This is a genomic window from Sphingomonas hankookensis (assembly GCF_022664465.1).
GTDB lineage: Bacteria > Pseudomonadota > Alphaproteobacteria > Sphingomonadales > Sphingomonadaceae > Sphingomonas > Sphingomonas hankookensis.
This window is the reverse complement of record NZ_JAKREV010000002.1, coordinates 802,241-822,058: the sequence shown is the minus strand read 5'-3', so window position 1 is coordinate 822,058 and position 19,818 is coordinate 802,241. Positions and strand designations below refer to the sequence as shown.

The window sequence follows — 19,818 nt, the reverse complement described above, 5'->3', positions numbered from 1 at the left end:
AGGAACATGAAGCGCAAGCATTTCATCGCCGCAGCTCTCGTCACCGCTGCGATCGCCGCACAGCCGGCCGCCGCCTATCCGCTGAAGGTCACCGGCCGCAGCATGGCTAGCCCGCAGCTGCAGGCCGATGTGCTGACGGCGATCGCCGAATATTCGAAGCGCACCGGCGGGTGCCGCATGATCTTTTCAGCCGACCGTGCGGTGATGCCGCGGACCTACGTCCCGCGCCAGCCGACCCGGCCGGCAACGTCCATGGGGGGCCATTTCGAGGTGTGGTCGCTCAACGTCTGCGCCGCCAAGCAGCGGTTCCAGATCGCGATGTGGCCGTCGCCGCGCGGTGGTGCCGATTTCGCCATCACCCCGCTGACCGGCCGGATGTCGCTGACCGCGCGTTGACGCTATCATACTCGTATCCTGGGAGAGTCATCATGCGTAACCCCCTTGCTACAGCGATCGGCCTCGCGCTGGTCGCCACCGCCGCGACGCCGGCATCGGCGCAGGTCGCCGGCTGGAACGGCCGCTATGTCTGGGAAGAGAATGTCGGCCGCCACGGCGGATCGTCGCCCGACGACAGCATCGTCGCGTTCATTACCTACACGCTGAGCATCGGACCCGGCAACGGCCCGACCGGCTGTATGCTGAACGGACAGGGATTCCAGACCAACAAGCGCATCCGCTGTACGGTCACGCCCGAGCGCGGGAGCATCGTCGTCAAATTCTATGGCTATGGCGCGGACAACATGTTCGATTCCGGCTATCGTCGTGGGCAGGCGCTGTTCACGCTCAGCCGGGCTCCGCGCGGCATCGCGACGCGGCTGCAGGCGCTGACCGCGTCGAGCGACGCCACCCCGCGCGCGGGCAAGCTGTTCCGCAAGGTCGGGTAAGGCGATGGGACGGCGATCCGATCACAGCCGCGTCGAACTCCACGCGCTGATCCTTGCGGCCGGCGCGGCGCTGATGGCCGAAACCGGCCTGTCCGATTTCTCCGCGCGCGAAGTGGCGAAGCGGGTGGGCTATACCATCGGCACCGTCCACAATGTGTTCGGCAATGTCGACGGGCTGGTGATGGCGATCAACACCGCGACCTTCGCGCTATGGGCCGATGCGCTCGAAGCACGGCTGGCCGGGGCGGAGCAGGACCGGATCGCCGTGCTTGTCGATGCCTATTTCGCGTTCGCGCGCGACAATCCGCTGCGTTGGTCGGCGATCTACGAACACCGCATCGCGCCGGACGCGATCCCGGAGGCGCAGGGCGCGGTGCGCGGGCGGCTGACCGGGATCATCGTGCGCGAGGTAGCGGCGGCACTGGACCGCACGCCCGACGCGGCGGTGGGGACGCTCGCCCGCTCGCTGGTCGCGACCGTCCATGGCCACTGCGCCTTTGCGGTCAGCGGATCGTGGGAAGCGATGGGCGAGCGCGACGTCGAAGGCGCGGCGCTGGCGCGGGTGCGCGAAAGCCTCGCCGCCGCCAGATGATGGAGACAGGACCATGGGACTATTCACCACGATGGGCGGCTTCATGGCGATGCAGTTCGAGAAGCGACCCGATGGCTATTGGTACCGCGTAGACGGCAAGGGCCCGGCATGGCCGGTCACCGAGCTGGAATATATCGACTTCGTCAACCGGGCCGGGATCAGCTTCGCGATGAGCGTGGCGGCGATCATGGCATCGATCATCGCGGCGGCGATGCTGATTTCGCTATGGTTTCCCGAGGGCAACGACCTCGGCGGGTTCGCGCTGATGATGGTGGCGCTGGTCGCGATCGGCTTCGGCCTCTACCGGGCGCAGAAGTGGGAGATGCGCGCGCCCGAACGCGCGCTGGCCGGGCGGACGCCGGTCGACCTGCCGCCGATCGCCGAGGCGCCGGGCGACGCGCGACCCGTACCACTGACCGCGAAGCCGAAGGGCGGCATCTGGTCGTTCCTTGGCTATCTGGTCGCCGAAATCGTCGTTGGATTCATGACCTTTATCGGCGTCTCCTGGCTGTTGCGCGACTGGAGCGAGACGGGCAGTCTGATCGTCGGGAGCATCGCGGCGATCGTGGTCGTCTTCCTGATCGACCGGCTGTGTGTCCGTCGTACCGGCGACAGCGTGCTCGAATCGCTGCCGAGCTGGCCCTGAACCCTGCCGATCTTCATCGAGCCCCCCGTCGAATAGGAGGAAACCATGGCGTTTTGCACCAATTGCGGCACCAACCTTCCCGATGATGCCCGTTTCTGTCCGGCGTGCGGAACGGCGACTGCCGAACCGGTCGCGCCGACGCCCGAAGCAGCGTTCCGCCCGGCCGAACCGGCCCCGCCCGCCGCGCGACCGGCGCTGCCGCCGCTCCGGCCGCATCGCAGCGGCGGGGGCGGGATGATCCTGCCGGCGATGATCGTCATCGCGCTGATCGTCATCGGCGTGTTCCTGTGGAGCCAGCGCGACGGGATGCGGGCAGGCGCGGGCAACGACGCCGCGCCGATCGCCGAAGCGACGCTGAACGCACCCGACGAAGCGCCGGCCCCCGCCGCCGCGGTGCCGCGCGAAGCGGACGGGGATGCGACGCGGACCTCCGTCGCCGCGATCGATGCGGCGTTCCGCACCGATCCGGCGGGTGCGGCGCGGCGCTATGACGGCTCGGTCACGCTCGACGGTACGCTGGTATCGGTGTCGACCGCGGGCAGTCCTTCGCTGTCGCTGGAGGGTAACACGCGGTTCAACTATGTCGTCGCCAATGTCGCCGATCTGGCGCCTTTTGCAGGGCGGGCGAAGGGCGACCGGGTGACGCTGACTTGCCGGTCGGTGACGACGCTGGCGGGAACGACGATCCTGCAGGGTTGCGCGCCCGCCTGATGCGCTGGAGCCGCGTCGCGCTGGCCGGATTGGGCCTCGTACTCGCCGCCGCGCTGCTGTGGGGCGGGGCGCGGCCGGTCGGCGTGTCGCTGACCCGCCCGGCGGTGGCGCCCGGCGCGGGGGCGGTGGCCGAGGGCGCGGCGGCGTTCGAAGGGGGCGCGTTCGGCGGGATCAGCATGGACGCGCTGTCGCGCAACGCACTGCCGTGGCGGCTGGTCGCCGCCGCGCTGGTCCTCGACGAACAAGCGCGCGATCCGGCGGCGGTCGATGGCAAGACGCTGGACCGCGTGCTGGGGCGCTTCGGGTTCTTGACCGAGGCGAGCGTCGTCAATCTTCCCGTGGGCGTCGTGCCGCCCATGACCGGCCTGCCGCTCGGCATGACGATGGGCAACGTCGCGCCGGTCGGGGGCAGCGTGGTGCGCGTCGCCAATCTGGGATGCGCCGCCTGCCATGCCGGGGTAGCCTATCGCGCCGACGGGACGCCCGATCCGGGCCGCGCGGTGCTGGGGATGCCGAACAGTTCGCTCGACCTCGAAGCCTATACGATGGCGGTGTTCGGGGCGCTCCGCCGCCATGCCGGCAGCGAGAGGTTGCTGCCGACCGCCGAGGCGCTGTTCCCCGACATGGGGCCGCGCGAGCGGGCGACGCTGCGGCTGCTGGTGCTGCCGCTGGTCAAGCGGCGGCTGGCCGCGCTGGGTGGAGCGGACCGGCCGTTGCCCTTTCCCAACGGGACGCCGGGGACGACCAATGGCGTGGCGGCGCTGAAAGCCGCGCTGGGCCTGCCGCTGATCGAGGGCGGGCGGGGCGATGTCGGGACCGTGTCGATCCCCGATCTGGGCGACCGTGTGTTGCGCAACCGGTTGCTGGCCGATGGTGCCTATGGCGTGCCGGGGGCGGCGGGGCCGACGACGCGCGCCGATCTGACGCCGGAACATCGGCGGGCATTGGCGGCGATCACGACCTTCTTCACCGTGCCGAGCATGGGGGTGCATCCCGATGCCGCCTATGATGCGATCGACGACGCGACGCAGGTGGTGGCGTTCCTCGAAACCTATCGGCCGCAGCCATTTCCGGGCGCGGTCGATCGGGTGCAGGCGCGGAGCGGGGCGGGGGTGTATGCGCGCGCCTGTGCCGCGTGCCATGGCGATTACGACCTGCGCGGCGCACGCCCGCGCCTGATCCGCTTTCCCAACTGGGTGGGGGATGTCGGCACCGATCGCCTGCGCGCGACAACGTTCGGTCAGCCGCTGGCCGCGGCAGTGGGGCGGACGGCGTATCGCGATCGGATCGCGGTCGCGGCGGGACAGGGCTATGCCGCGCCGCCGCTGACCGGACTATGGGCGTCGGCACCGTATCTGCACAACGGGTCGGTCGCGACGCTCGACGCGCTGCTGACCCCGGCGCGGCGGATCGCGCGGTTTCAAGTCGGCGGCCATGCGCTGGAGTTCGAGCGCGTCGGGTTGCGGCTGGCGGCGGACGGCAGCTATCCCTCCGGCTATCGACCGTTCGCGACGCCGGTGTGGATCGATACGCGGAGGGCCGGGCGGGGCAAGGACGGCCATGCCTTCGGCGCCGACCTGTCGCCGCAGGACAAGGCGGCGTTGCTGGCGTTCCTCAAGTTGCTTTAGACCAGCAGTTCCTCGACCGACCGTCGGGCGCGGGATGGCGGAGTGGCGCCGGACGGGCGGCGGCCGATGCGGAAGGCGCTGACGATCCGGTCGGTGGACGGCACGCCGGCGCGTTGCGCCGTCGCCTTGGCCGCAACCGGATCGTCGGCCAGCGCCGCCAGCACCGACGCGCCGAACCCTGCCGCCTCGATCCGCAGCCAGAGGCGGTAGAAATGCTGCCCGCTGTCGAACGGTGCTTCGTCGGCGGGGCGGTGGAACACGACCAGGGCGGCGCTGCGGGCGATCTTGCGCCCCTCCGCCAGCAGCGGGCGGGCCAGACCGATCCGGTCGAGCAGCGCGAAGCCGCCGCCCAGCACCACGCCTGCACCCCATGCCTCGACCCGGCCCATCGCCATCGCTTCGGCATTCAATCCGTCGAGCGCCCAGCGCGGATGGCTGCGCCCGAGCCGCATCCATGACAGGAGTTCGCGGCGGAACCCGGGGTCGCGCAGGAAGCCGTAGCTCGCCGCGTCGTAGGTGCGCGCGAGATCGGCCAGTGCCGTGGGATCGGTCACGACCTTCGCGTCGGACGCCGTTAGTGCCGCCGCCGCGGTCCGGTCGGCGGAACCGACCTTGGCGAAGTCGCCGCGCCATGAGTGGCGGTGCGCGACCCGTTCGGCGAGCGGATCGGGCGGGGTATCGCCCGGTACCAGCCGCCACGCGGCGACGGCGGCCCCCGGCGCGTCGGCGACCAGTGCCAGTCCCGCCCGGCCTGCCGCGAGGCGCAGTCCTTCGGCTGCTGCGCCGAGGCTGATCTGCGCGTCGTTGCCGCCGGGGTCGCCCACCCGCAGCCGGGTGCGCGCATCCTCGAACAGGGCGATGCCGTCGTCGCCGACCAGCCGCCAGCGCGCCGGCTGGACATTGTGGACGCTCGGGGCGAGCGCGGCCTCGGCGATCAGCGCCATGCGGTCGATCATGCGACGTCCTTCCGGAACAGGTGCAGCTGGTGCAGCGGTTTTGCGCCGAGCTTTTCCATCTGGCGGAGGCTCGCGGCATTGGCGTCGGCGATCCAGGTGATGCCGAGCTGGCGATAGCCGGCCCCGCGTAGCGCGGCGACGGTGCGCGCGAGCATCCCGCCCATCAGCCCGCGGCCATGGTGATCCTGCACCACCGAATAGAAGATGACGACCGCCCGCCGCCGCGCGAGGCGATAGCGCAGATAGTGGAACGGCGTGGTCAACCCGATCCGCGAGCGGGTGGCCGACAAGAACCCGTTCAGGTCGGGGATGCAGATAATCGTGCCGACCGGGCGGTCGTGATGCAGCAGCACCGACGACAGCCGGGGGTCGAGGATCGCCATCATCTCGCCCGCCTGGAACTGGAACTCGTGCGACGTCAGCGGCACGAACATCGGATTGTCGGCGAAGCCGTCGTTCAGCACGCCGCGCGCCTCCTCCATCCGTGCGGCGAAGCTGGCCTTTTCGACGGGCGCGAAGCGGAAACCGTCACCGGCCAGCGGCTTGCGGAAATCCTGCGTCCGCGCCTTGGCCAGATCGAGTTCGAAGGTGCGCATCGGGAAGAAACGCGTGAAGCCGTTCGCATCGAGCAGGCGCGGGACGTGCGGCGGGTTGACCACCATGTCGGTATAGCCGCGCGCGCCGAACCCGCCGGTCATCACCCCGCATTGCTGCATCGCGGTCAGATTGAAATTGCCGACCAGCTCACGTTGCCCGGTGTCGCGGGCGAAGCGTTCCGCCGCGCCGAGCAAGGCCGCCGCTGCGGCGGGGTCGTCGGCGCAGTCGAAGAAGCCGAACTGTGCGCGGGCCGTGCCGTGGCGTTCGTTCGACGCGCGGTGGACATGGGCGACGATCCGTCCGACCGGCTTGTCCGAGCGGTGGGCGGTCCAGAAGCGGAACGGGTTGCCTGCGCGCCAGAGCGGATTGGCGGCGGGGTCGAGCATCCGGCGGATGTCGCTTCTCAGCGGCGAGACATAGCCGTCCGCCGGCGAATAGGCGTGGAATGGCGCGTCGAAAAAGGCGTTGCGGTCGCCTTCGCGTAACTCGATCGTCATGCCGCCCCCTCGATCAGTCGCGCCGCCAGCGCCAGTTCGTCGTCGAGCCCGCGCCCGGCAAGGCCGCCCGCCGCCACCGCCAGCAGCCGGGGCGGCGTGCGCGACACGCGGATCAGATGCGTCGCCTGCGTCGCGGCCAGCAATTCGCGCGCGGCATCGCGGGTTTCGGCATCGGCAAGGTCGGCGCCGACGATGCGGTGATCGAGCAGCCGCGCGATACTCGCCGGGGGATAGGCGGCGAGCCGGTCCCCATCCAGCAGCTGCGCGCCCTCCAGCAACGGATGTGCCGACAGGATCGCGGGCAGGTCGTCGCCCGGCACCCGCGCCAGCGCGGCGGTCAGCCCCGATCCGGCCGCCGCCCGCCCGCGCGTGCGCTCGACCAGCAGCAACAGCGCGGCCAGTGCCCAGCCTGCCGCCGCCAGCTGGAGCGCCTGGGGCATCATCGCCTGCGCGATCAGCGCGACCATGCCGCCGGCACTCAGCGCCACGGCGAGGTCGGCGAGCAGGCCCAGCGGCGTGCCGCGATCGTCGGTCAGGCGCGACGATCCCAGCACGATCACCAGCACCGCGATCGCCCCGCCGCGCACCGGCGCATCGGGCAGCAGCGCGGTGAAGTCGCTGAGCGCCAGCGGGATGGTCAGCAGCAGCGCGAGCAGGAAGCTATCGAGCGTCCGCCGCTCGGCCGTGCGCAGATCGCGCCGCGCCCGTGCCATCTGCACGATCATCAGCGCCAGCATCGCCGCCTGCCACGCCGCCAGCGCCAGCAGCGCGCCCTCGCTCCACACCACACCCAGCGTCACCGCCAGCATCGAAAACGCGATACCGCCGCCCAGCGCCAGCAGCTTGACGACCCGCCGCGCATGCCGCCGGCACAGTTCCTCGACCAGACGCAGCGCGGCGAACGGCAACCATGCCGCGACGATCATCAACGCCACCACCAGCGGCGTCGCCGCGACGACTGGGGTCAGCAGCCGGAGCGCAAGCAATATGGCGGTCAGCGTGTAGAGGCTGCGCAGCCGCGCCGCGACCGCGGATCGCGCAGCGGCCTCCGCCGCAGGCACCCGCGCGATCAGCACCGCGACCAGCGCGATGCCGGTGACGATCGTGTCGATCACGCCATCATCCGCTGCATGAACCGCCGCACCGCAAAGCCGCGCACCGCCGCGATCGGGGCGGGCAACGGCCGTTCGACCTTTACGGCATGGGGGTTGAAGAAATAGCCGCGATGGTCGGTGCCGCCGGGGCGCTTGAGGATCGCGCGGATCGCTTCGTCCGCCATCATCGTGCCGGCCATCGTCACCATCGTCGCGAACGAGAAGCGCGACCGCGTGCCCGCCGCCACCTCCGCCGCGACGGTCAGGTCGACATGGCGGTGCGACGAGCTGTGCGTCAGGACATATTCGATCTCGCGCTGCAGGCATGTCACCCGCATCGCGGGTGTCACCTGCCGCCAATCGACCCCGACCGTCGGATAGCGCAGCCGCGCCTCCGGGCGCGGCGCATCGGGCCGGACGACGGTGACCGAGGGCAGGGGGGAGGCATAGGCGTCGATCACCGTGAGGCCATGCGCCTGCGCCCGGCGATAGAGGTGTACCCCCGCGGCGGCATCGTCCATGCCGTTGACGATTACGTCGGCGGCGGGGATCAGCCGGTCGAGCGCGTCGGGCCATTCGCCGCCCAGCACCTCGATCTGCGCCTCAGGATTGATGCGCAGCGCGCCGTCACGCGCCGCCGCCGCCTTTTCCTGCCCGACGGTGTCGAGCGTCGCGAACAGCTGGCGGTTGAGGTTCGATACCTCGAAATGGTCGATATCGGCGATGACGAAGCGGCCGATCCCGGCGCGAACCAGCGCCATGAACGCCGCCCCGCCCATGCCGCCGACGCCGGGGATCAGCACGCTCGCCGTTCGCAGCCGCGCCTGCTCCGCCTCGGTCACGAAGCCGCGGTTGCGGGTGGTCATCTCGGCATAGTCGAAGCGGGTCATCGTGCGGGTCTCAATCGGCCAAGGGGTTTGTCGGCGGACAGCCATTGCAGCAGCGGCGCGGCCACCGCCTGTACCCCGACGATCACCGCCTGCACCGCCAGTTGCGGGACGGCATGGCGCGGCACGCTGCGCGACAGGAAACGGCGCGCGGTGGCGAGGTCGATCCGCCCGATCTGCAACACGTCGTCGCCCCGGTCGTAATCGAGCGTCGTCGCGCAGAAGCGGTTGTAGCGGTCGTCGCGATGCTTGGCGGCCACGTCGAAGCGTTTCTTCAGATTGTCCGACCCGCCGGTATAGGCGTCGGTGATGACATGGCCGACGGGATCGAACCCGGCATCGTCGCCGACGCCGAACGCCGCGCGGCTGGCGCGCATGATCTGATGCGCCAGATGGCGGTGGGCGAAACTCGCCTGCGTGCCCGCCTGTGCCGGATAGACGTCGTCGAACGTCTCGGCGACCATGCCGACCACCGCCGGCACCTGCGTGACGCTGCTGATCCACAGCGGGCGCAGGTCCCGGCGGACGAACAGCGCGAAGCAGGTCAGGCCATAGAGGATCCACGACAGCCCGCCGCTGCGCGCCGCCGGATCGACCATCACCAGCCCCAGATGCAGCACCTCTTCGCGCACGCCGCCGCGTTCGACCGGCAGCAGCGGCATGGCGTTGAACGCGATCGGCGTGTCTTCATCGGCCGCACGGACCAGCGTCACCACGCTCGCATCCCATGCCGATCCGTCGGGCGCGAACAGGCCGTAATCGAGCTGCCGCCCGTCGAGGCAGGCGGCGACCACTTGGCGGCACGCGGCCTCCAGTTCGGCAAAGGCAGGTGGCGACAACGTGCGCGCCGGGCGCTCGACGATCTCGACGCGATATTCGCGGCCCGAGCGGAAGCGGAGGTGCAGGAACCTGCCGGTGAACGCGCGCAAGAGTGTCGTGGACCGCATCGCTTTTCGTCGTCCGAACCCATTGTGGCGATGGGCTTATCAGCTTTGCGGGGGGATCGTCATCCCTGCCGGGGTGGGAGGTTCTCGCGCGTCCCAATCCGTCATTCCCGCGAAGGCGGAAATCCGTTGCCGCCGACGGTCGGGCTGGCTTCGCTACGCTGCGTTTATGGATTCCTGCCTGCGCGGGAATGACGAATGGGGCCGGCGGGCGCAGAAATATCCTTTCTGCATACGGGGTTGGCAGCGCCGCCCCGCTCGGCGACAATGCGCGAAAGATAAAGAGGAGTGTCGGATGCGGTGGGTGATGCTGGCACTGGCGATCGTATCGACCGCCGCCTCGGCACAGCGCGGGACGGTCGACGACGTCGATCCGTTCATCGGCACGGGGGGTGAGGGGCATACCTATCCCGGCGCGGTGGCGCCGTTCGGGATGGTGCAGTTGTCGCCCGACACCGATACGGGTTGCGTGACGCGCGAATGCTATGGCCATGCCGCGGGCTATCGCTACGACGACCCGACGATCCAGGGGTTCAGCCATACCCATTTTTCGGGCGCGGGGCATTCGGATCTGGGCGACCTGCTGGTGATGCCGGTCGCGGGGGACGACGTGCCGATGGACCCCGGATCACCCGAACGACCGGGCTATCGCTCCGCGTTCCGGCACGCGACCGAGACCGCGCGGCCGGGCTATTATGCGGTGACGCTCGACCGGCCGGGGGTGCGCGCCGAGCTGACCGCGGGCACGCGCGTCGGGGTGCATCGCTATCGCTTCCCGGCGGGCAAGGCGGCGCATCTGGTCGTCGACCTGCGCTCGTCGCTCTACAATTATCCCGGCAAGATTTTGTGGTCGGGGCTGCGGCTGCGGCCCGACGGCATCCTGACCGGGTTTCGCGAGACGCGCGGCTGGGCGCCGGGGCGCAAATTCTTCTTTGCCATGCGCTTTTCCGCGCAGCTCACCGCCCATGCGCTCGTCAACCGCGAGAGCGACATTCCGTACAAGGGGTTTCAGGGGCCGGGACGCGGCAGCGATGCGGTGGCGGAGCGGCTGGGCCGCGCGCTGGTCGCACGGCTCGATTTCGGCAGGCTCGACGCGCCGCTGGAGGTGAAGGTCGCGATCTCGGGCGTGGACGAGGCCGGTGCGATCGCCAATCTGGCGGGCGAGGCGGGCGATTTCGATGCGGTCCGGGCGCGGACCCATGCCGCATGGCGCCAGGCGCTGGGCGCGGTCGAGCTGGAGGCGAAGCCGGCGATGCGGCGGATGGTCGCGACCGCCTTGTACCATAGCCTGCTGGCGCCAAGCGTATGGAGCGACAGCGACGGGCGCTATCGCGGCCCCGACGATCAGGTGCACAAGGCCGATGGCTTCACCTTCCGCTCGACCTTTTCGCTGTGGGACACGTTCCGCGCGCAGCACCCGTTGCTGACGCTGATCCAGCCGGAGGCGGTCAACGCCGAGATCGTCCGTTCGCTGATCGCCAGCCGCACAGCCAGTCCCGACGGTATCCTGCCGGTATGGCAGTTCCATGGGCGCGAGACGTGGACGATGATCGGCTATCATGCGGTGCCGGTGATCGCCGACGCGTACCTGAAGGGCATTCGCGGCTTCGATGCGAATGCGGCGCTGGACGCGATGGTCGCCAGCGCCAGCTACGCGCCATACGGCGGCCTCGGCGAATATATGCAGCGCGGGTACGTGCCGATCGACCGCGAGCCCGAGGCGGCGTCGAAGACCGTCGAATATGCCTATGACGACTGGACCATCGCCCGGATGGCGCGCGCGATGGGGCGCACCGACGTCGCGGCAAAGTTCGAACGGCGCGCGGGCAACTGGCGCAACAGCTTCGACGCGCAGACCGGGTTCCTGCGCGCGCGGAAAGCCGATGGCAGCTGGCGCGTGCCGTTCGATCCGACCGCGATCAACTACGGATCGGATTATACCGAGGGCAATGCATGGCAATATAGCTGGTTCGTGCCGCACGATCAGGCCGGGCTGTTTGCGACGATGGGCGGCGATGCGAAGGTCGTGGCGAAGCTCGACCAGATGTTCGATTTCGACAATTCGAAGCTCGACTACAGCCATGCCGAGGATATCGCCGGGCTGATCGGGCAATATATCCATGGCAACGAGCCGAGCCACCATGTCGCCTATCTCTATGGCTATGCCGGGCAGCCGTGGCGGACGCAGGAACGGCTGAAGCAGATCGTCGACAGCCAGTATAAGGCGACGCCCGACGGGCTGTCGGGTAACGACGATCTGGGCCAGATGTCGGCATGGCTGGCGTTCACCGCGATCGGTTTTTATCCCGTGGCCCCAGGTACCAACGAATATGTCCTCGGCCGTCCGTTCGTGAACCGCGCGGTGCTGAACCTGGCCGGCGGCAAGCGGTTCGTGGTGACGGCGCAGGGGTTGAGCGAGGCAAACCGCTATGTCGCGTCGGTGACGCTCAACGGCCGGCCGCTGACGCGCGGGTACATCCGGCATGACGAGATCATGGCCGGCGGGACGCTCGCGTTCCGGATGGGGCCCCGGCCCGACCGCAGCCGGGCGACCGCGCCGGGGGATCGGCCCTATTCGATGAGCCGGTAGCTGTCCCGATTAGCAGCGCAGGAAAGTCGCCCCAGCGAAGGCTGGGGCATCAGCGGTTCCTGCCCCGTGCTACGACCGGGAGATCCCAGCCTTCGCTGGGATGACGTTCGGCGCGGACGGCGGGATCGACCCGTCACCCCTTCGCCTCCGGTCGGGCAAAGCTGCGCCTCAGCCAGCGGTCGAACGCCTCGACCCAGTGCCCGGCGGGCAGCGTCGGTGAACCGACGCCGAAGCCGTGGCCCCCTTCGGTCAGGAAATGCGCCTCGACCGGACGGCCGGCGCGGCGGAGCGCTGTCATCATCGCCATGCTGTTGTCGGGTACCACCGCGCCGTCGTCCATCGCGTGGAGCAGGAAGGTCGGCGGGGTGGTCGCGGTCACGTGCTCGGCGGGGGAGCGGCGGGCGATGGCGGCCGGGGCGGGGGTCTTGCCCAGCAGCCGCTCGGCCGACAGCGCGTGGGTGAAGGGCGCAGCGGCCGCGATCACCGGATAGATCAGCGCGGCGGCATCGGGACGGGCGTCGATCCGGTCGGTCGCGTCGCGCGGCGCGTACACGGACTGGGCGAAATCGGTTTCCAGCGTCGCCGCCAGATGCCCGCCGGCCGAAAAGCCCAGCACCGCGACGCGATGCGGGTCGAGCCCGTCCTTCGACGCGGCGGCGCGGACCATGCGCAGTCCACGTTGCGCATCCTGCAACGGCACGTCGGCGCGGTTCGCCCAGCCTTCGCCCGGCAGACGGTAGACGAGGACATAGACGGTATAGCCCAGCGCGTTCAGCCGTCCGGCAATGTCGACGCCCTCGTTGCCGATCGACAGGAAGTCGTACGCCCCGCCGGGGATCACCAGCACCGATGCACCATTGGCGCGTGCCGGGCGGAACAGCCGCATGCCCGGTTGTTCGATATTGCGCAGGAACGTCGCCGGGCTGTCTTTCGGCACCGCCACTGCGTGGAACCCGCCGCCGGGCGGGGTGCCGGTCCAGAGCGGTACGAACGGCGCCGCGGTCCACGCCGCCGGCGGAGCGGGCCGCGCGGCCGTGGCGCGGGGAGTGGGCGTCTGCGCCGACACGCCTACCGGTGCCAGCGCGAGGGTGGAGAACAACGCGACACGCAGCGAAAACGAACGAGCGACCATGATGGGCTTCCTGTCGATGAATCATCCCGCGCCGCGGGCCCGGCGCAGCGCCCACGATCTTGGCGGCGATGTCGCGCTTGGCAAGCCCGGTTTCACCGGTGATCGCATTGACCGCTGCCGTCTGCGAAAGGCAAGACGGCGTTTTCCGGAGGAACTCGACATGACTGCCGACGCGCGCGAACCGGCGACTGCCGCATGAGCGGACCGCATTATGACGTGCTGATCGTCGGCGGCGGCCATGGCGGGGCGCAGGCGGCGATCGCGCTGCGGCAGAAGAAGTTCGCCGGCAGCATCGCGATCCTCGGCGACGAAGCGGAGCCGCCCTATGAACGCCCACCACTGTCCAAAGACTATTTCGCGGGCGAAAAGGCGTTCGAGCGCATCCTGATCCGCCCGGTCGCGTTCTGGGAGGAGCGGCAGGTCGAACTGCTGCTCGGGCGGCGGGTGGTGCGGATCGATCCGCGGGTGCGCCGCGTCGAGACGGCGGACGGCGCGGCGTTCGGCTACGGTACGCTGATCTGGGCCACCGGCGGCGCGCCGCGGCGGCTGACGTGCAGCGGCCACGACCTGCCCGGTGTCCATGGCGTGCGCAGCCGTGCCGATGTCGACGCGATCCTAGGCGAACTCGACCGGGTCGAGCGCGTCTGCATCATCGGCGGTGGCTATGTCGGGCTGGAGGCGGCGGCGGTGCTGACCAAACTCGGCAAAGGGGTCACGCTGCTGGAGGCGCAGGACCGGGTGCTGGCGCGTGTTGCCGGCGTGCCACTGTCTGCCTTCTACGAAGCGGAACACCGTACGCACGGCGTCGATCTGCGGCTGGGCGTCACGGTCGAGTGTATCGAGCGGGCGGGCGATGGCCTGTCGGTGCGCACCGCCGATGGCGGCGCGGTCGCGTGCGACATGGTGATCGTCGGCATCGGCATCGTGCCGTCGGTCGAACCGCTGCTCGCCGCCGGGGCACTGGGGACGAACGGTGTCGAGGTCGACCGATGGTGCCGCACGTCGGTACCCGGCATCTATGCGATCGGCGACTGCGCGGCGCAGGCGAACTGCTATGCCGATGGTGTCCGGCTGCGCGTCGAAAGCGTGCAGAACGCCAACGATCAGGCGATGACCGCCGCCGCGCACCTGATCGACCACGACACCCCGCCGCATGCCGCGCTGCCGTGGTTCTGGTCGAACCAATATGACCTGCGGTTGCAGACAGTCGGGTTGTCGGTCGGCCATGACGATATCGTCGTGCGCGGTGACATGGCGAGCCGGTCGTTCGCGATCGTCTATCTGCGTCGAGGACGGGTCGTCGCGCTCGATTGCGTCAATTCGACGCGGAACTATGTCCAGGGGCACAAGCTGGTGGAGCAGGGTGCGATCGTGTCGCGCGAGGCGCTGGCCGATAGCACGATCCCCTTAAAGGATATGGTGTAAGGATGCCGCCGCTCAGGCGGCTTCGCTCAGCGCCAGCAGCGCGAACGTCGCAAGCCAGTGTTCGCCCATATAATGCCCCGCGACGGTATCGAGCGCTGCGGCGAGATGGTCGTCGGCGCTCGCCTGCACCACCTCCGCCGCGCCCGGCGACAGCGTGGGTGCCAGCGTTCGCAGCATCCATGCCCGGCTGAGGTTCAGCCCGTCGAGATGCGCGATCTTGCCGTCGCTGCGATCGCTGACCCGCGCGGGGGCGAAGATCGGCGCCGCATCGTCCCCGGCCAACTCGGGCAGGAACCGCGCGAACCACGCGGCGAACTCGGCATCGGGCAGCAGGCGCCGCATCGCCACCGCTTCGGTGAGCGTCGCGGAGAGGAATTCGTCGCCACCCGGTTCCAGCGCCGGTGCCGCGCGGTCTGCCGCGAACCAGTGTCGCGCCCGGTCGCGCAGCAGCGTGACGAGGCCTTGGTCGCCCGTCACCGCGGCATAAAGCTCGGCCAGAATCAGCGCGAACGCGGTGTTCGCATGGGTGCCGGCACGGATCGGATAGTCGAGCAGCGGCAGAAAGGCGTGGAACCGCGCCACGAACGCATTCGCCAGCGGCTGCAGCGTCGCGGCATGGCGGCTGTTGCCCAGGGTCAACTCGGCCGAAAGCATCAGCGCCCACGCCCAGCCATAGGTCCGCTCGAACCCGCGCGAGGCCGGCCGGTCGAGATAGGCGCATTCGACCGCGACCTTCTGCGCGGTGAAGCTGTCGACGAAGAGCGTCTCGATTGCCTTGGCTTCGGGCAAGGCGGGGAACAGCCGCGCGACGCGGGCGAGCAGCCAATAGCTATGGACGCAGCTGTGCCAGTCGAAGCTGCCATAGAATAAAGGATGCACCTGCGACGGCAGGTACACATCGTCGGCCGACGTCATGACATGGTCGGGCTTGTGCGGATATTCGCGCGTCACATGGCCGAGTGCGATCCGCGCGAAACGACCGGCGAGGTCGGCGTCGAGCACCGGATGCATCACAGCGTCGCCGCCGCGCGTGCGGCCTGGTTATACTGACCCGACAGGCGCCGCAGCAGCGCGGCGGCTTGCGACAATTGCGCCGCGTCTGGGCCGTCGGCGGCGATCGCCTCCGCCAGCATCGTTTCGCGCAGGTCGCGATAGGCGGTGCAGAAGTCGCGGCCCTTGTCGGTCGCCGTCACCAGCTTTTCCTTGCCCGCGCGGTGCGTCGCGACCAGCCCGGCCTGATCCAGCTTGCGGATCGCATAGGTCACCAGATGCGTGTCCTCGATATCCAGCACCAGCGCAACATCGGCCAGCCGCTTGGGCCGGTCGCGGTGGCGCACGGTATGCAGGATCAGCACGTCGAGCGGGGCAAGCGCGATCCCCGCTGCCGTCGCGCACCGCGCGATCCAGCGATGATAGGCGGTCGCCGCCAGCGTCAGGCTGAATTCCAGTTCGGACAGCGCAGGAACGGCACCATCGGCCAGATGTGCCGAGGAAACGATCGTCTTGCCACGCTGCGCTGTCACCACCCGAACCTTTCCAAAAACCGCCGCAATCATCCGACTAGTCAAATAATATGTCAACATGTAAGAGATGATTCATCGATAAATCGTCAATAAGGAAGATTGCATGCAGGGATGGCGTTTCTGGATTGATCGCGGTGGCACCTTCACCGACATCGTCGCCTGTGCGCCCGATGGTTCGCTGACCACCGCCAAGCTGCTGAGCGAGAATCCCGAACGCTATGCCGATGCCGCGATCGCCGGTATCCGCGGCATATTGGGGCTGGCCGACGATGCCGCCTGGCCGGCGGGCGCGATCGCCGAGGTCAAGATGGGCACCACTGTCGCGACCAACGCGCTGCTGGAGCGTAAGGGCGCGCGGACGCTGCTGGTGGTCGATCGCGGTTTCGCCGACCTGCTGGCGATCGGCAATCAGGCGCGGCCGCAGCTGTTCGACCTTGCCATCCGCCTGCCGACCCCACTGTATGACGGGGTGATCGAGATCGGCGGGCGGATCGATCGCGACGGTGCGGTACTTGACCCGCTGGACGAAGCGGCGACGCTCGCCGCGCTGAGCGCGGCACGGGGCGAGGGCTATGCGGCGGTGGCGATCGCGCTGACCCATGGCTGGGCGCACCCCGCGATCGAGGCTCGCGTCGCCGACCTTGCCGCGCAGGCCGGGTTCGAACAGGTGTCGGTCAGCCACCGCGTCAGCCCGCTGATCGGGCTGGTGGCGCGCGGACGGACGAGCGTGGTCGATGCCTATCTCTCGCCGGTGCTGCGCCGCTATGTCGACCGGGTCGCAGGGGCGCTGGGCGATACGCCGCTGCACTTCATGCAGTCGAACGGCGGCTTGGCCGATGCGCGGCATTTCCATGGACGCGATGCGATCCTGTCCGGGCCGGCGGGCGGCGTGGTCGCCGCCGCGCGCACCGCCGAGCGTGCCGGGTTCGACCGGGTGATCGGGTTCGACATGGGCGGCACCTCGACCGACGTCGCGCTCTATACCGGCCGGTTCGAGCGGGTGCTGGATGCCGAGGTCGCGGGCGTCGAACTGCGCGTACCGATGATGGCGATCGATACCGTCGCGGCGGGCGGCGGGTCGATCCTGCACTTCGACGGTGGCCGCTACCGCGTCGGACCCGACAGCGCAGGCGCCGATCCGGGGCCGGCCTGTTATCGCCGCGGCGGGCCGCTGACCGTCACCGACGCCAATGTGCTGGTCGGCAAGATCGTGCCCGCGCATTTCCCGGCGGTGTTCGGGCCCGAAGGGAACGCGCCGCTCGACGCCGCGACCGTCGAACGGCGCTTCGCCGTGCTGGCCGACACGATCGCCAAGGCGACCGGCATGGCGCAGGACCCGCGCGCGGTCGCCGAGGGCTTCCTGTCGATCGCGGTCGCCAACATGGCCGCGGCGATCAAGCGCGTCGCGCTCGATCGGGGCGAGGATGTCGCGGGCTTCGTGCTGCAATGCTTCGGCGGGGCGGGCGGGCAACATGCCTGTCGCGTGGCCGAAGTGCTGGGCATGACGCGGGTATTGATCCATCCGCTGGCGGGCGTGCTGTCGGCGTACGGCATGGGGCTGGCCGATCGCGCCGCGCTGCGCCAGCGCTCGGTCGAGGCCGAACTGGGCGCGACGAGCGACGCGCTTGCCGGGCTGGCGCAGGCGCTGGGCGACGAAGCGGCGGGCGATCTGGGCGATGTGCCTGGCGTTCGGCGGACCGTCACCGCGCATCTGCGCTATCGCGGCACCGATACCGCGCTGCCCGTACCGTTTGGCGAAGCGGATGCCTTGCGTGCCGACTTCGCGGCGGCGCACCGTGCCCGCTTCGGCTTTGCCGATCCGGACCGGGCGATCATCGTCGAGAGCCTGCTGGTCGAGGCGGTGCTCCCCGGCGATCCGCCCGTACCCGCCGCGCTGCCGCCGCGGACCGGTGCGCTGCCGCCGCCGATCGCGACGCTGTCGGTATGGACCGGCGGTGCGGCGCACGCCACGCCGGTCCACGACCGCAGCGACCTGCGCTCCGGCGACCGCATCGTCGGGCCGGTGCTGATCCGCGAGGCGATCGCGACGACGATGGTCGAACCCGGCTGGACGATGACGGTCGGCGAGGGTGGCGAGTTGCTGCTCACCCATGACGGCGCCATCGCGGCGGTGGGGGAGGTGGACCATGCCGTCGCCGATCCGGTGCAGCTCGAACTGTTCAACACCCGCTTCATGGGGATCGCCGAGCGGATGGGCGTCGTGCTGCGCAACACCGCCAGCAGCGTGAACATGAAGGAGCGGCTCGATTTCTCGTGCGCGCTGTTCGATGCGCAAGGGCGGCTGATCGCCAATGCACCGCATGTGCCGGTGCATCTGGGCGCAATGGGCGAAAGCGTGCGCGCGGTGATCGCCAGCCGCGGCGATACGCTGAAGCCCGGCGACGCCGTCGCACTCAACGATCCGTTCAACGGCGGCACGCATCTGCCCGATATCACCGTCATCGCGCCGGTGTTCGCCGAGGATGGCCGGACGCTGCGCTTCTTCGTCGCCAATCGCGGCCATCATGCCGATATCGGCGGGCTGACTCCCGGATCGACCCCGCCGAACTCGCGTACGCTGGAGGACGAGGGCGTGGTCATCGACGACTTCCTGCTGGTCGCCGGTGGCGATTTCCGCGAGGCGGCGTTCCGCGCGCTGCTGGCCGATGCGCGCTGGCCGGCGCGCAGCCCCGACGTCAACGTCGCGGATATCCGCGCGCAGCTGGCCGCCAACGCCACCGGCATCGCCGAACTGTCGGCGTTGGTCGGTGCGCGCGGCTGGGCGATGGTCGAGGCCTATATGGGCCATGTCCGCGCGCATGCCGAGGAAAGCATCCGCCGCGTGCTCGACCGGCTGTCCGACGGGCGCTTCGACGACCGAATGGACGACGGCACGCCGCTGTGCGTCGCGGTGACCGTTGACCGCGCCGCGCGATCGGCGCGGATCGATTTCACCGGCACCGGCTCGGCACATGCCGGCAATTTCAACGCGCCGCCCGCCGTCACCCGCGCGGTCGTCCTCTACGCGTTTCGCTGTCTGGTCGGCGAGGACCTGCCGCTCAACGAAGGCTGCCTCGCCCCGCTGGAGATCGTCATTCCCACAGGATCGTTCCTGTCACCCCCGCCCGGCAGCGCGGTGGTGGCCGGCAATACCGAGGTCAGCCAGGCGGTGTGCAACGCGCTGCTCGCCGCGCTGGGCGCGGCGGCGGCGGCGCAGGGGACGATGAACAACTTCCTGTTCGGCGATGCGACCCACCAATATTACGAAACGATCTGCGGCGGGACTGGGGCCGGGCCAGGCTTTGCCGGCGCCTCGGCAGTGCACAGCCACATGACCAACACCCGCATCACCGACCCCGAAATCCTCGAGCTGCGCTATCCGGTGCGGCTCGACCGGTTCGCCATCCGCCGCGGATCGGGCGGCACGGGGGAATGGTGCGGCGGCGACGGGGCGGAGCGGGCGGTCACCGCGCTCGCCCCGCTGACCGCGACCATCGTCGCCTCGCGCCGCAGCGTCGCCCCGTTCGGGCTGGCGGGCGGCGCAGCGGGGGCGTGCGGCACGCAGCGGGTCGAGCGAGGCGACGGCCGGATCGAACCGATCGGCGGCACCGCGACGGTCGAACTGGCGCCGGGCGACCGCATCGTGATCGAAACGCCGGGCGGGGGCGGCTATGGTTCGGGGTGACAGCGGCGGGGGAATGGATCAGGTTCG

The 19,818-nt window shown here is 69.8% G+C and carries 18 protein-coding genes; 10 read left to right on the top strand and 8 right to left on the bottom strand.

From position 1 onward, the window contains the following. The first annotated feature begins 6 nt into the window (after positions 1-6). The 6 genes from MF610_RS09285 to MF610_RS09260 are packed head-to-tail and all read left to right on the top strand — an operon-like array spanning position 7 to position 4,461. Positions 7-396, top strand: coding sequence for a hypothetical protein (locus MF610_RS09285; protein ID WP_242195226.1), 390 nt, complete (start codon positions 7-9; stop codon positions 394-396). Between the two features lie 32 nt (positions 397-428). Then, positions 429-884: a DUF5991 domain-containing protein gene (locus MF610_RS09280; protein ID WP_242195222.1), complete on the top strand. Its 456-nt coding sequence runs from the start codon at positions 429-431 to the stop codon at positions 882-884. 4 nt (positions 885-888) lie between these two features. Next, positions 889-1,476 (top strand): TetR/AcrR family transcriptional regulator, encoded by a 588-nt coding sequence (locus tag MF610_RS09275; protein ID WP_242195220.1) that lies wholly within the window; start codon positions 889-891, stop codon positions 1,474-1,476. Positions 1,477-1,489: 13 nt separating this feature from the next. Further along, a complete protein-coding gene (locus MF610_RS09270; protein ID WP_242195217.1) occupies positions 1,490-2,122 on the top strand; it encodes a hypothetical protein in 633 nt (210 codons plus the stop codon). Positions 2,123-2,167: 45 nt separating this feature from the next. After that, positions 2,168-2,833, top strand: a complete 666-nt coding sequence (locus tag MF610_RS09265; RefSeq protein ID WP_242195214.1) for a zinc ribbon domain-containing protein — start codon at positions 2,168-2,170, stop codon at positions 2,831-2,833. Then, positions 2,818-4,461 (top strand): c-type cytochrome, encoded by a 1,644-nt coding sequence (locus MF610_RS09260; RefSeq protein ID WP_242195363.1) that lies wholly within the window; start codon positions 2,818-2,820, stop codon positions 4,459-4,461. Before MF610_RS09265 ends, MF610_RS09260 begins: the two co-directional genes overlap by 16 nt. Here the strand turns inward: MF610_RS09260 and MF610_RS09255 are convergent. Genes MF610_RS09255 through MF610_RS09235 form a run of 5 tightly spaced genes read right to left on the bottom strand, consistent with a single transcriptional unit; the run spans position 4,458 to position 9,439 of the window. Next, positions 4,458-5,417: a hypothetical protein gene (locus MF610_RS09255; RefSeq protein ID WP_242195211.1), complete on the bottom strand. Its 960-nt coding sequence runs from the start codon at positions 5,415-5,417 to the stop codon at positions 4,458-4,460. The two genes, MF610_RS09260 and MF610_RS09255, sit on opposite strands and share 4 nt — an antisense overlap. Then, positions 5,414-6,511, bottom strand: a complete 1,098-nt coding sequence (locus MF610_RS09250) for a GNAT family N-acetyltransferase (RefSeq protein WP_242195210.1) — start codon at positions 6,509-6,511, stop codon at positions 5,414-5,416. The genes MF610_RS09255 and MF610_RS09250 overlap by 4 nt, the downstream gene beginning before the upstream one ends. Continuing rightward, complete coding sequence (locus MF610_RS09245; protein WP_242195208.1) at positions 6,508-7,626, bottom strand: hypothetical protein; 1,119 nt, start codon at positions 7,624-7,626, stop codon at positions 6,508-6,510. The genes MF610_RS09250 and MF610_RS09245 overlap by 4 nt, the downstream gene beginning before the upstream one ends. Next, positions 7,623-8,495: a HesA/MoeB/ThiF family protein gene (locus MF610_RS09240; RefSeq protein ID WP_242195206.1), complete on the bottom strand. Its 873-nt coding sequence runs from the start codon at positions 8,493-8,495 to the stop codon at positions 7,623-7,625. Before MF610_RS09240 ends, MF610_RS09245 begins: the two co-directional genes overlap by 4 nt. Continuing rightward, the gene (locus tag MF610_RS09235; RefSeq protein ID WP_242195203.1) at positions 8,492-9,439 is read right to left on the bottom strand and encodes a hypothetical protein; all 948 of its coding nucleotides are present in this window, start codon (positions 9,437-9,439) and stop codon (positions 8,492-8,494) included. Before MF610_RS09235 ends, MF610_RS09240 begins: the two co-directional genes overlap by 4 nt. A gap of 292 nt (positions 9,440-9,731) precedes the next feature. Between MF610_RS09235 and MF610_RS09230 the strand changes: the two genes are divergently transcribed. Continuing rightward, the gene (locus tag MF610_RS09230) at positions 9,732-12,026 is read left to right on the top strand and encodes a GH92 family glycosyl hydrolase (RefSeq protein WP_380870952.1); all 2,295 of its coding nucleotides are present in this window, start codon (positions 9,732-9,734) and stop codon (positions 12,024-12,026) included. Positions 12,027-12,159: 133 nt separating this feature from the next. Here MF610_RS09230 and MF610_RS09225 read toward each other — a convergent pair whose 3' ends face one another. Then, positions 12,160-13,158 carry an alpha/beta hydrolase gene (locus tag MF610_RS09225; RefSeq protein ID WP_242195200.1) on the bottom strand — a complete coding sequence of 333 codons (999 nt, stop codon included), beginning with the start codon at positions 13,156-13,158 and terminating at the stop codon, positions 12,160-12,162. Here MF610_RS09225 and MF610_RS09220 point away from each other — a divergent pair. Together MF610_RS09220 and MF610_RS09215 are read left to right on the top strand one after the other, a co-directional pair. Further along, complete coding sequence (locus tag MF610_RS09220; protein WP_242195197.1) at positions 13,157-13,357, top strand: hypothetical protein; 201 nt, start codon at positions 13,157-13,159, stop codon at positions 13,355-13,357. The genes MF610_RS09225 and MF610_RS09220 overlap by 2 nt on opposite strands. After that, positions 13,354-14,583, top strand: a complete 1,230-nt coding sequence (locus MF610_RS09215) for an NAD(P)/FAD-dependent oxidoreductase (RefSeq protein ID WP_242195195.1) — start codon at positions 13,354-13,356, stop codon at positions 14,581-14,583. The genes MF610_RS09220 and MF610_RS09215 overlap by 4 nt, the downstream gene beginning before the upstream one ends. 12 nt (positions 14,584-14,595) lie before the next feature. On the opposite strand, the gene MF610_RS09210 is transcribed toward MF610_RS09215, so the two are convergent. Together MF610_RS09210 and MF610_RS09205 are read right to left on the bottom strand one after the other, a co-directional pair. Then, complete coding sequence (locus MF610_RS09210) at positions 14,596-15,594, bottom strand: DUF2891 domain-containing protein (protein ID WP_242195192.1); 999 nt, start codon at positions 15,592-15,594, stop codon at positions 14,596-14,598. After that, positions 15,594-16,106, bottom strand: coding sequence for a winged helix DNA-binding protein (locus MF610_RS09205; protein ID WP_242195189.1), 513 nt, complete (start codon positions 16,104-16,106; stop codon positions 15,594-15,596). Before MF610_RS09205 ends, MF610_RS09210 begins: the two co-directional genes overlap by 1 nt. A gap of 103 nt (positions 16,107-16,209) precedes the next feature. Here MF610_RS09205 and MF610_RS09200 point away from each other — a divergent pair, with 103 nt between their 5' ends. After that, entirely contained in the window at positions 16,210-19,791 is a 3,582-nt protein-coding gene (locus tag MF610_RS09200) for a hydantoinase B/oxoprolinase family protein (RefSeq protein ID WP_242195187.1), read from the top strand. Positions 19,792-19,818: the final 27 nt, after the last annotated feature.

What these genes read in the sequence shown, in the direction of transcription:
- MF610_RS09285 (WP_242195226.1), top strand. Translation starts at nt 7, where the DNA reads ATGAAGCGCAAGCATTTCATCGCCGCAGCTCTCGTCACCGCTGCGATC.
- MF610_RS09280 (WP_242195222.1), top strand. Translation starts at nt 429, where the DNA reads ATGCGTAACCCCCTTGCTACAGCGATCGGCCTCGCGCTGGTCGCCACC.
- MF610_RS09275 (WP_242195220.1), top strand. Translation starts at nt 889, where the DNA reads ATGGGACGGCGATCCGATCACAGCCGCGTCGAACTCCACGCGCTGATC.
- MF610_RS09270 (WP_242195217.1), top strand. Translation starts at nt 1,490, where the DNA reads ATGGGACTATTCACCACGATGGGCGGCTTCATGGCGATGCAGTTCGAG.
- MF610_RS09265 (WP_242195214.1), top strand. Translation starts at nt 2,168, where the DNA reads ATGGCGTTTTGCACCAATTGCGGCACCAACCTTCCCGATGATGCCCGT.
- MF610_RS09255 (WP_242195211.1), bottom strand. Translation starts at nt 5,417, where the DNA reads ATGATCGACCGCATGGCGCTGATCGCCGAGGCCGCGCTCGCCCCGAGC.
- MF610_RS09250 (WP_242195210.1), bottom strand. Translation starts at nt 6,511, where the DNA reads ATGACGATCGAGTTACGCGAAGGCGACCGCAACGCCTTTTTCGACGCG.
- MF610_RS09240 (WP_242195206.1), bottom strand. Translation starts at nt 8,495, where the DNA reads ATGACCCGCTTCGACTATGCCGAGATGACCACCCGCAACCGCGGCTTC.
- MF610_RS09235 (WP_242195203.1), bottom strand. Translation starts at nt 9,439, where the DNA reads ATGCGGTCCACGACACTCTTGCGCGCGTTCACCGGCAGGTTCCTGCAC.
- MF610_RS09230 (WP_380870952.1), top strand. Translation starts at nt 9,732, where the DNA reads ATGCGGTGGGTGATGCTGGCACTGGCGATCGTATCGACCGCCGCCTCG.
- MF610_RS09220 (WP_242195197.1), top strand. Translation starts at nt 13,157, where the DNA reads ATGATGGGCTTCCTGTCGATGAATCATCCCGCGCCGCGGGCCCGGCGC.
- MF610_RS09225 (WP_242195200.1), bottom strand. Translation starts at nt 13,158, where the DNA reads ATGGTCGCTCGTTCGTTTTCGCTGCGTGTCGCGTTGTTCTCCACCCTC.
- MF610_RS09215 (WP_242195195.1), top strand. Translation starts at nt 13,354, where the DNA reads ATGAGCGGACCGCATTATGACGTGCTGATCGTCGGCGGCGGCCATGGC.
- MF610_RS09210 (WP_242195192.1), bottom strand. Translation starts at nt 15,594, where the DNA reads ATGCATCCGGTGCTCGACGCCGACCTCGCCGGTCGTTTCGCGCGGATC.
- MF610_RS09200 (WP_242195187.1), top strand. Translation starts at nt 16,210, where the DNA reads ATGCAGGGATGGCGTTTCTGGATTGATCGCGGTGGCACCTTCACCGAC.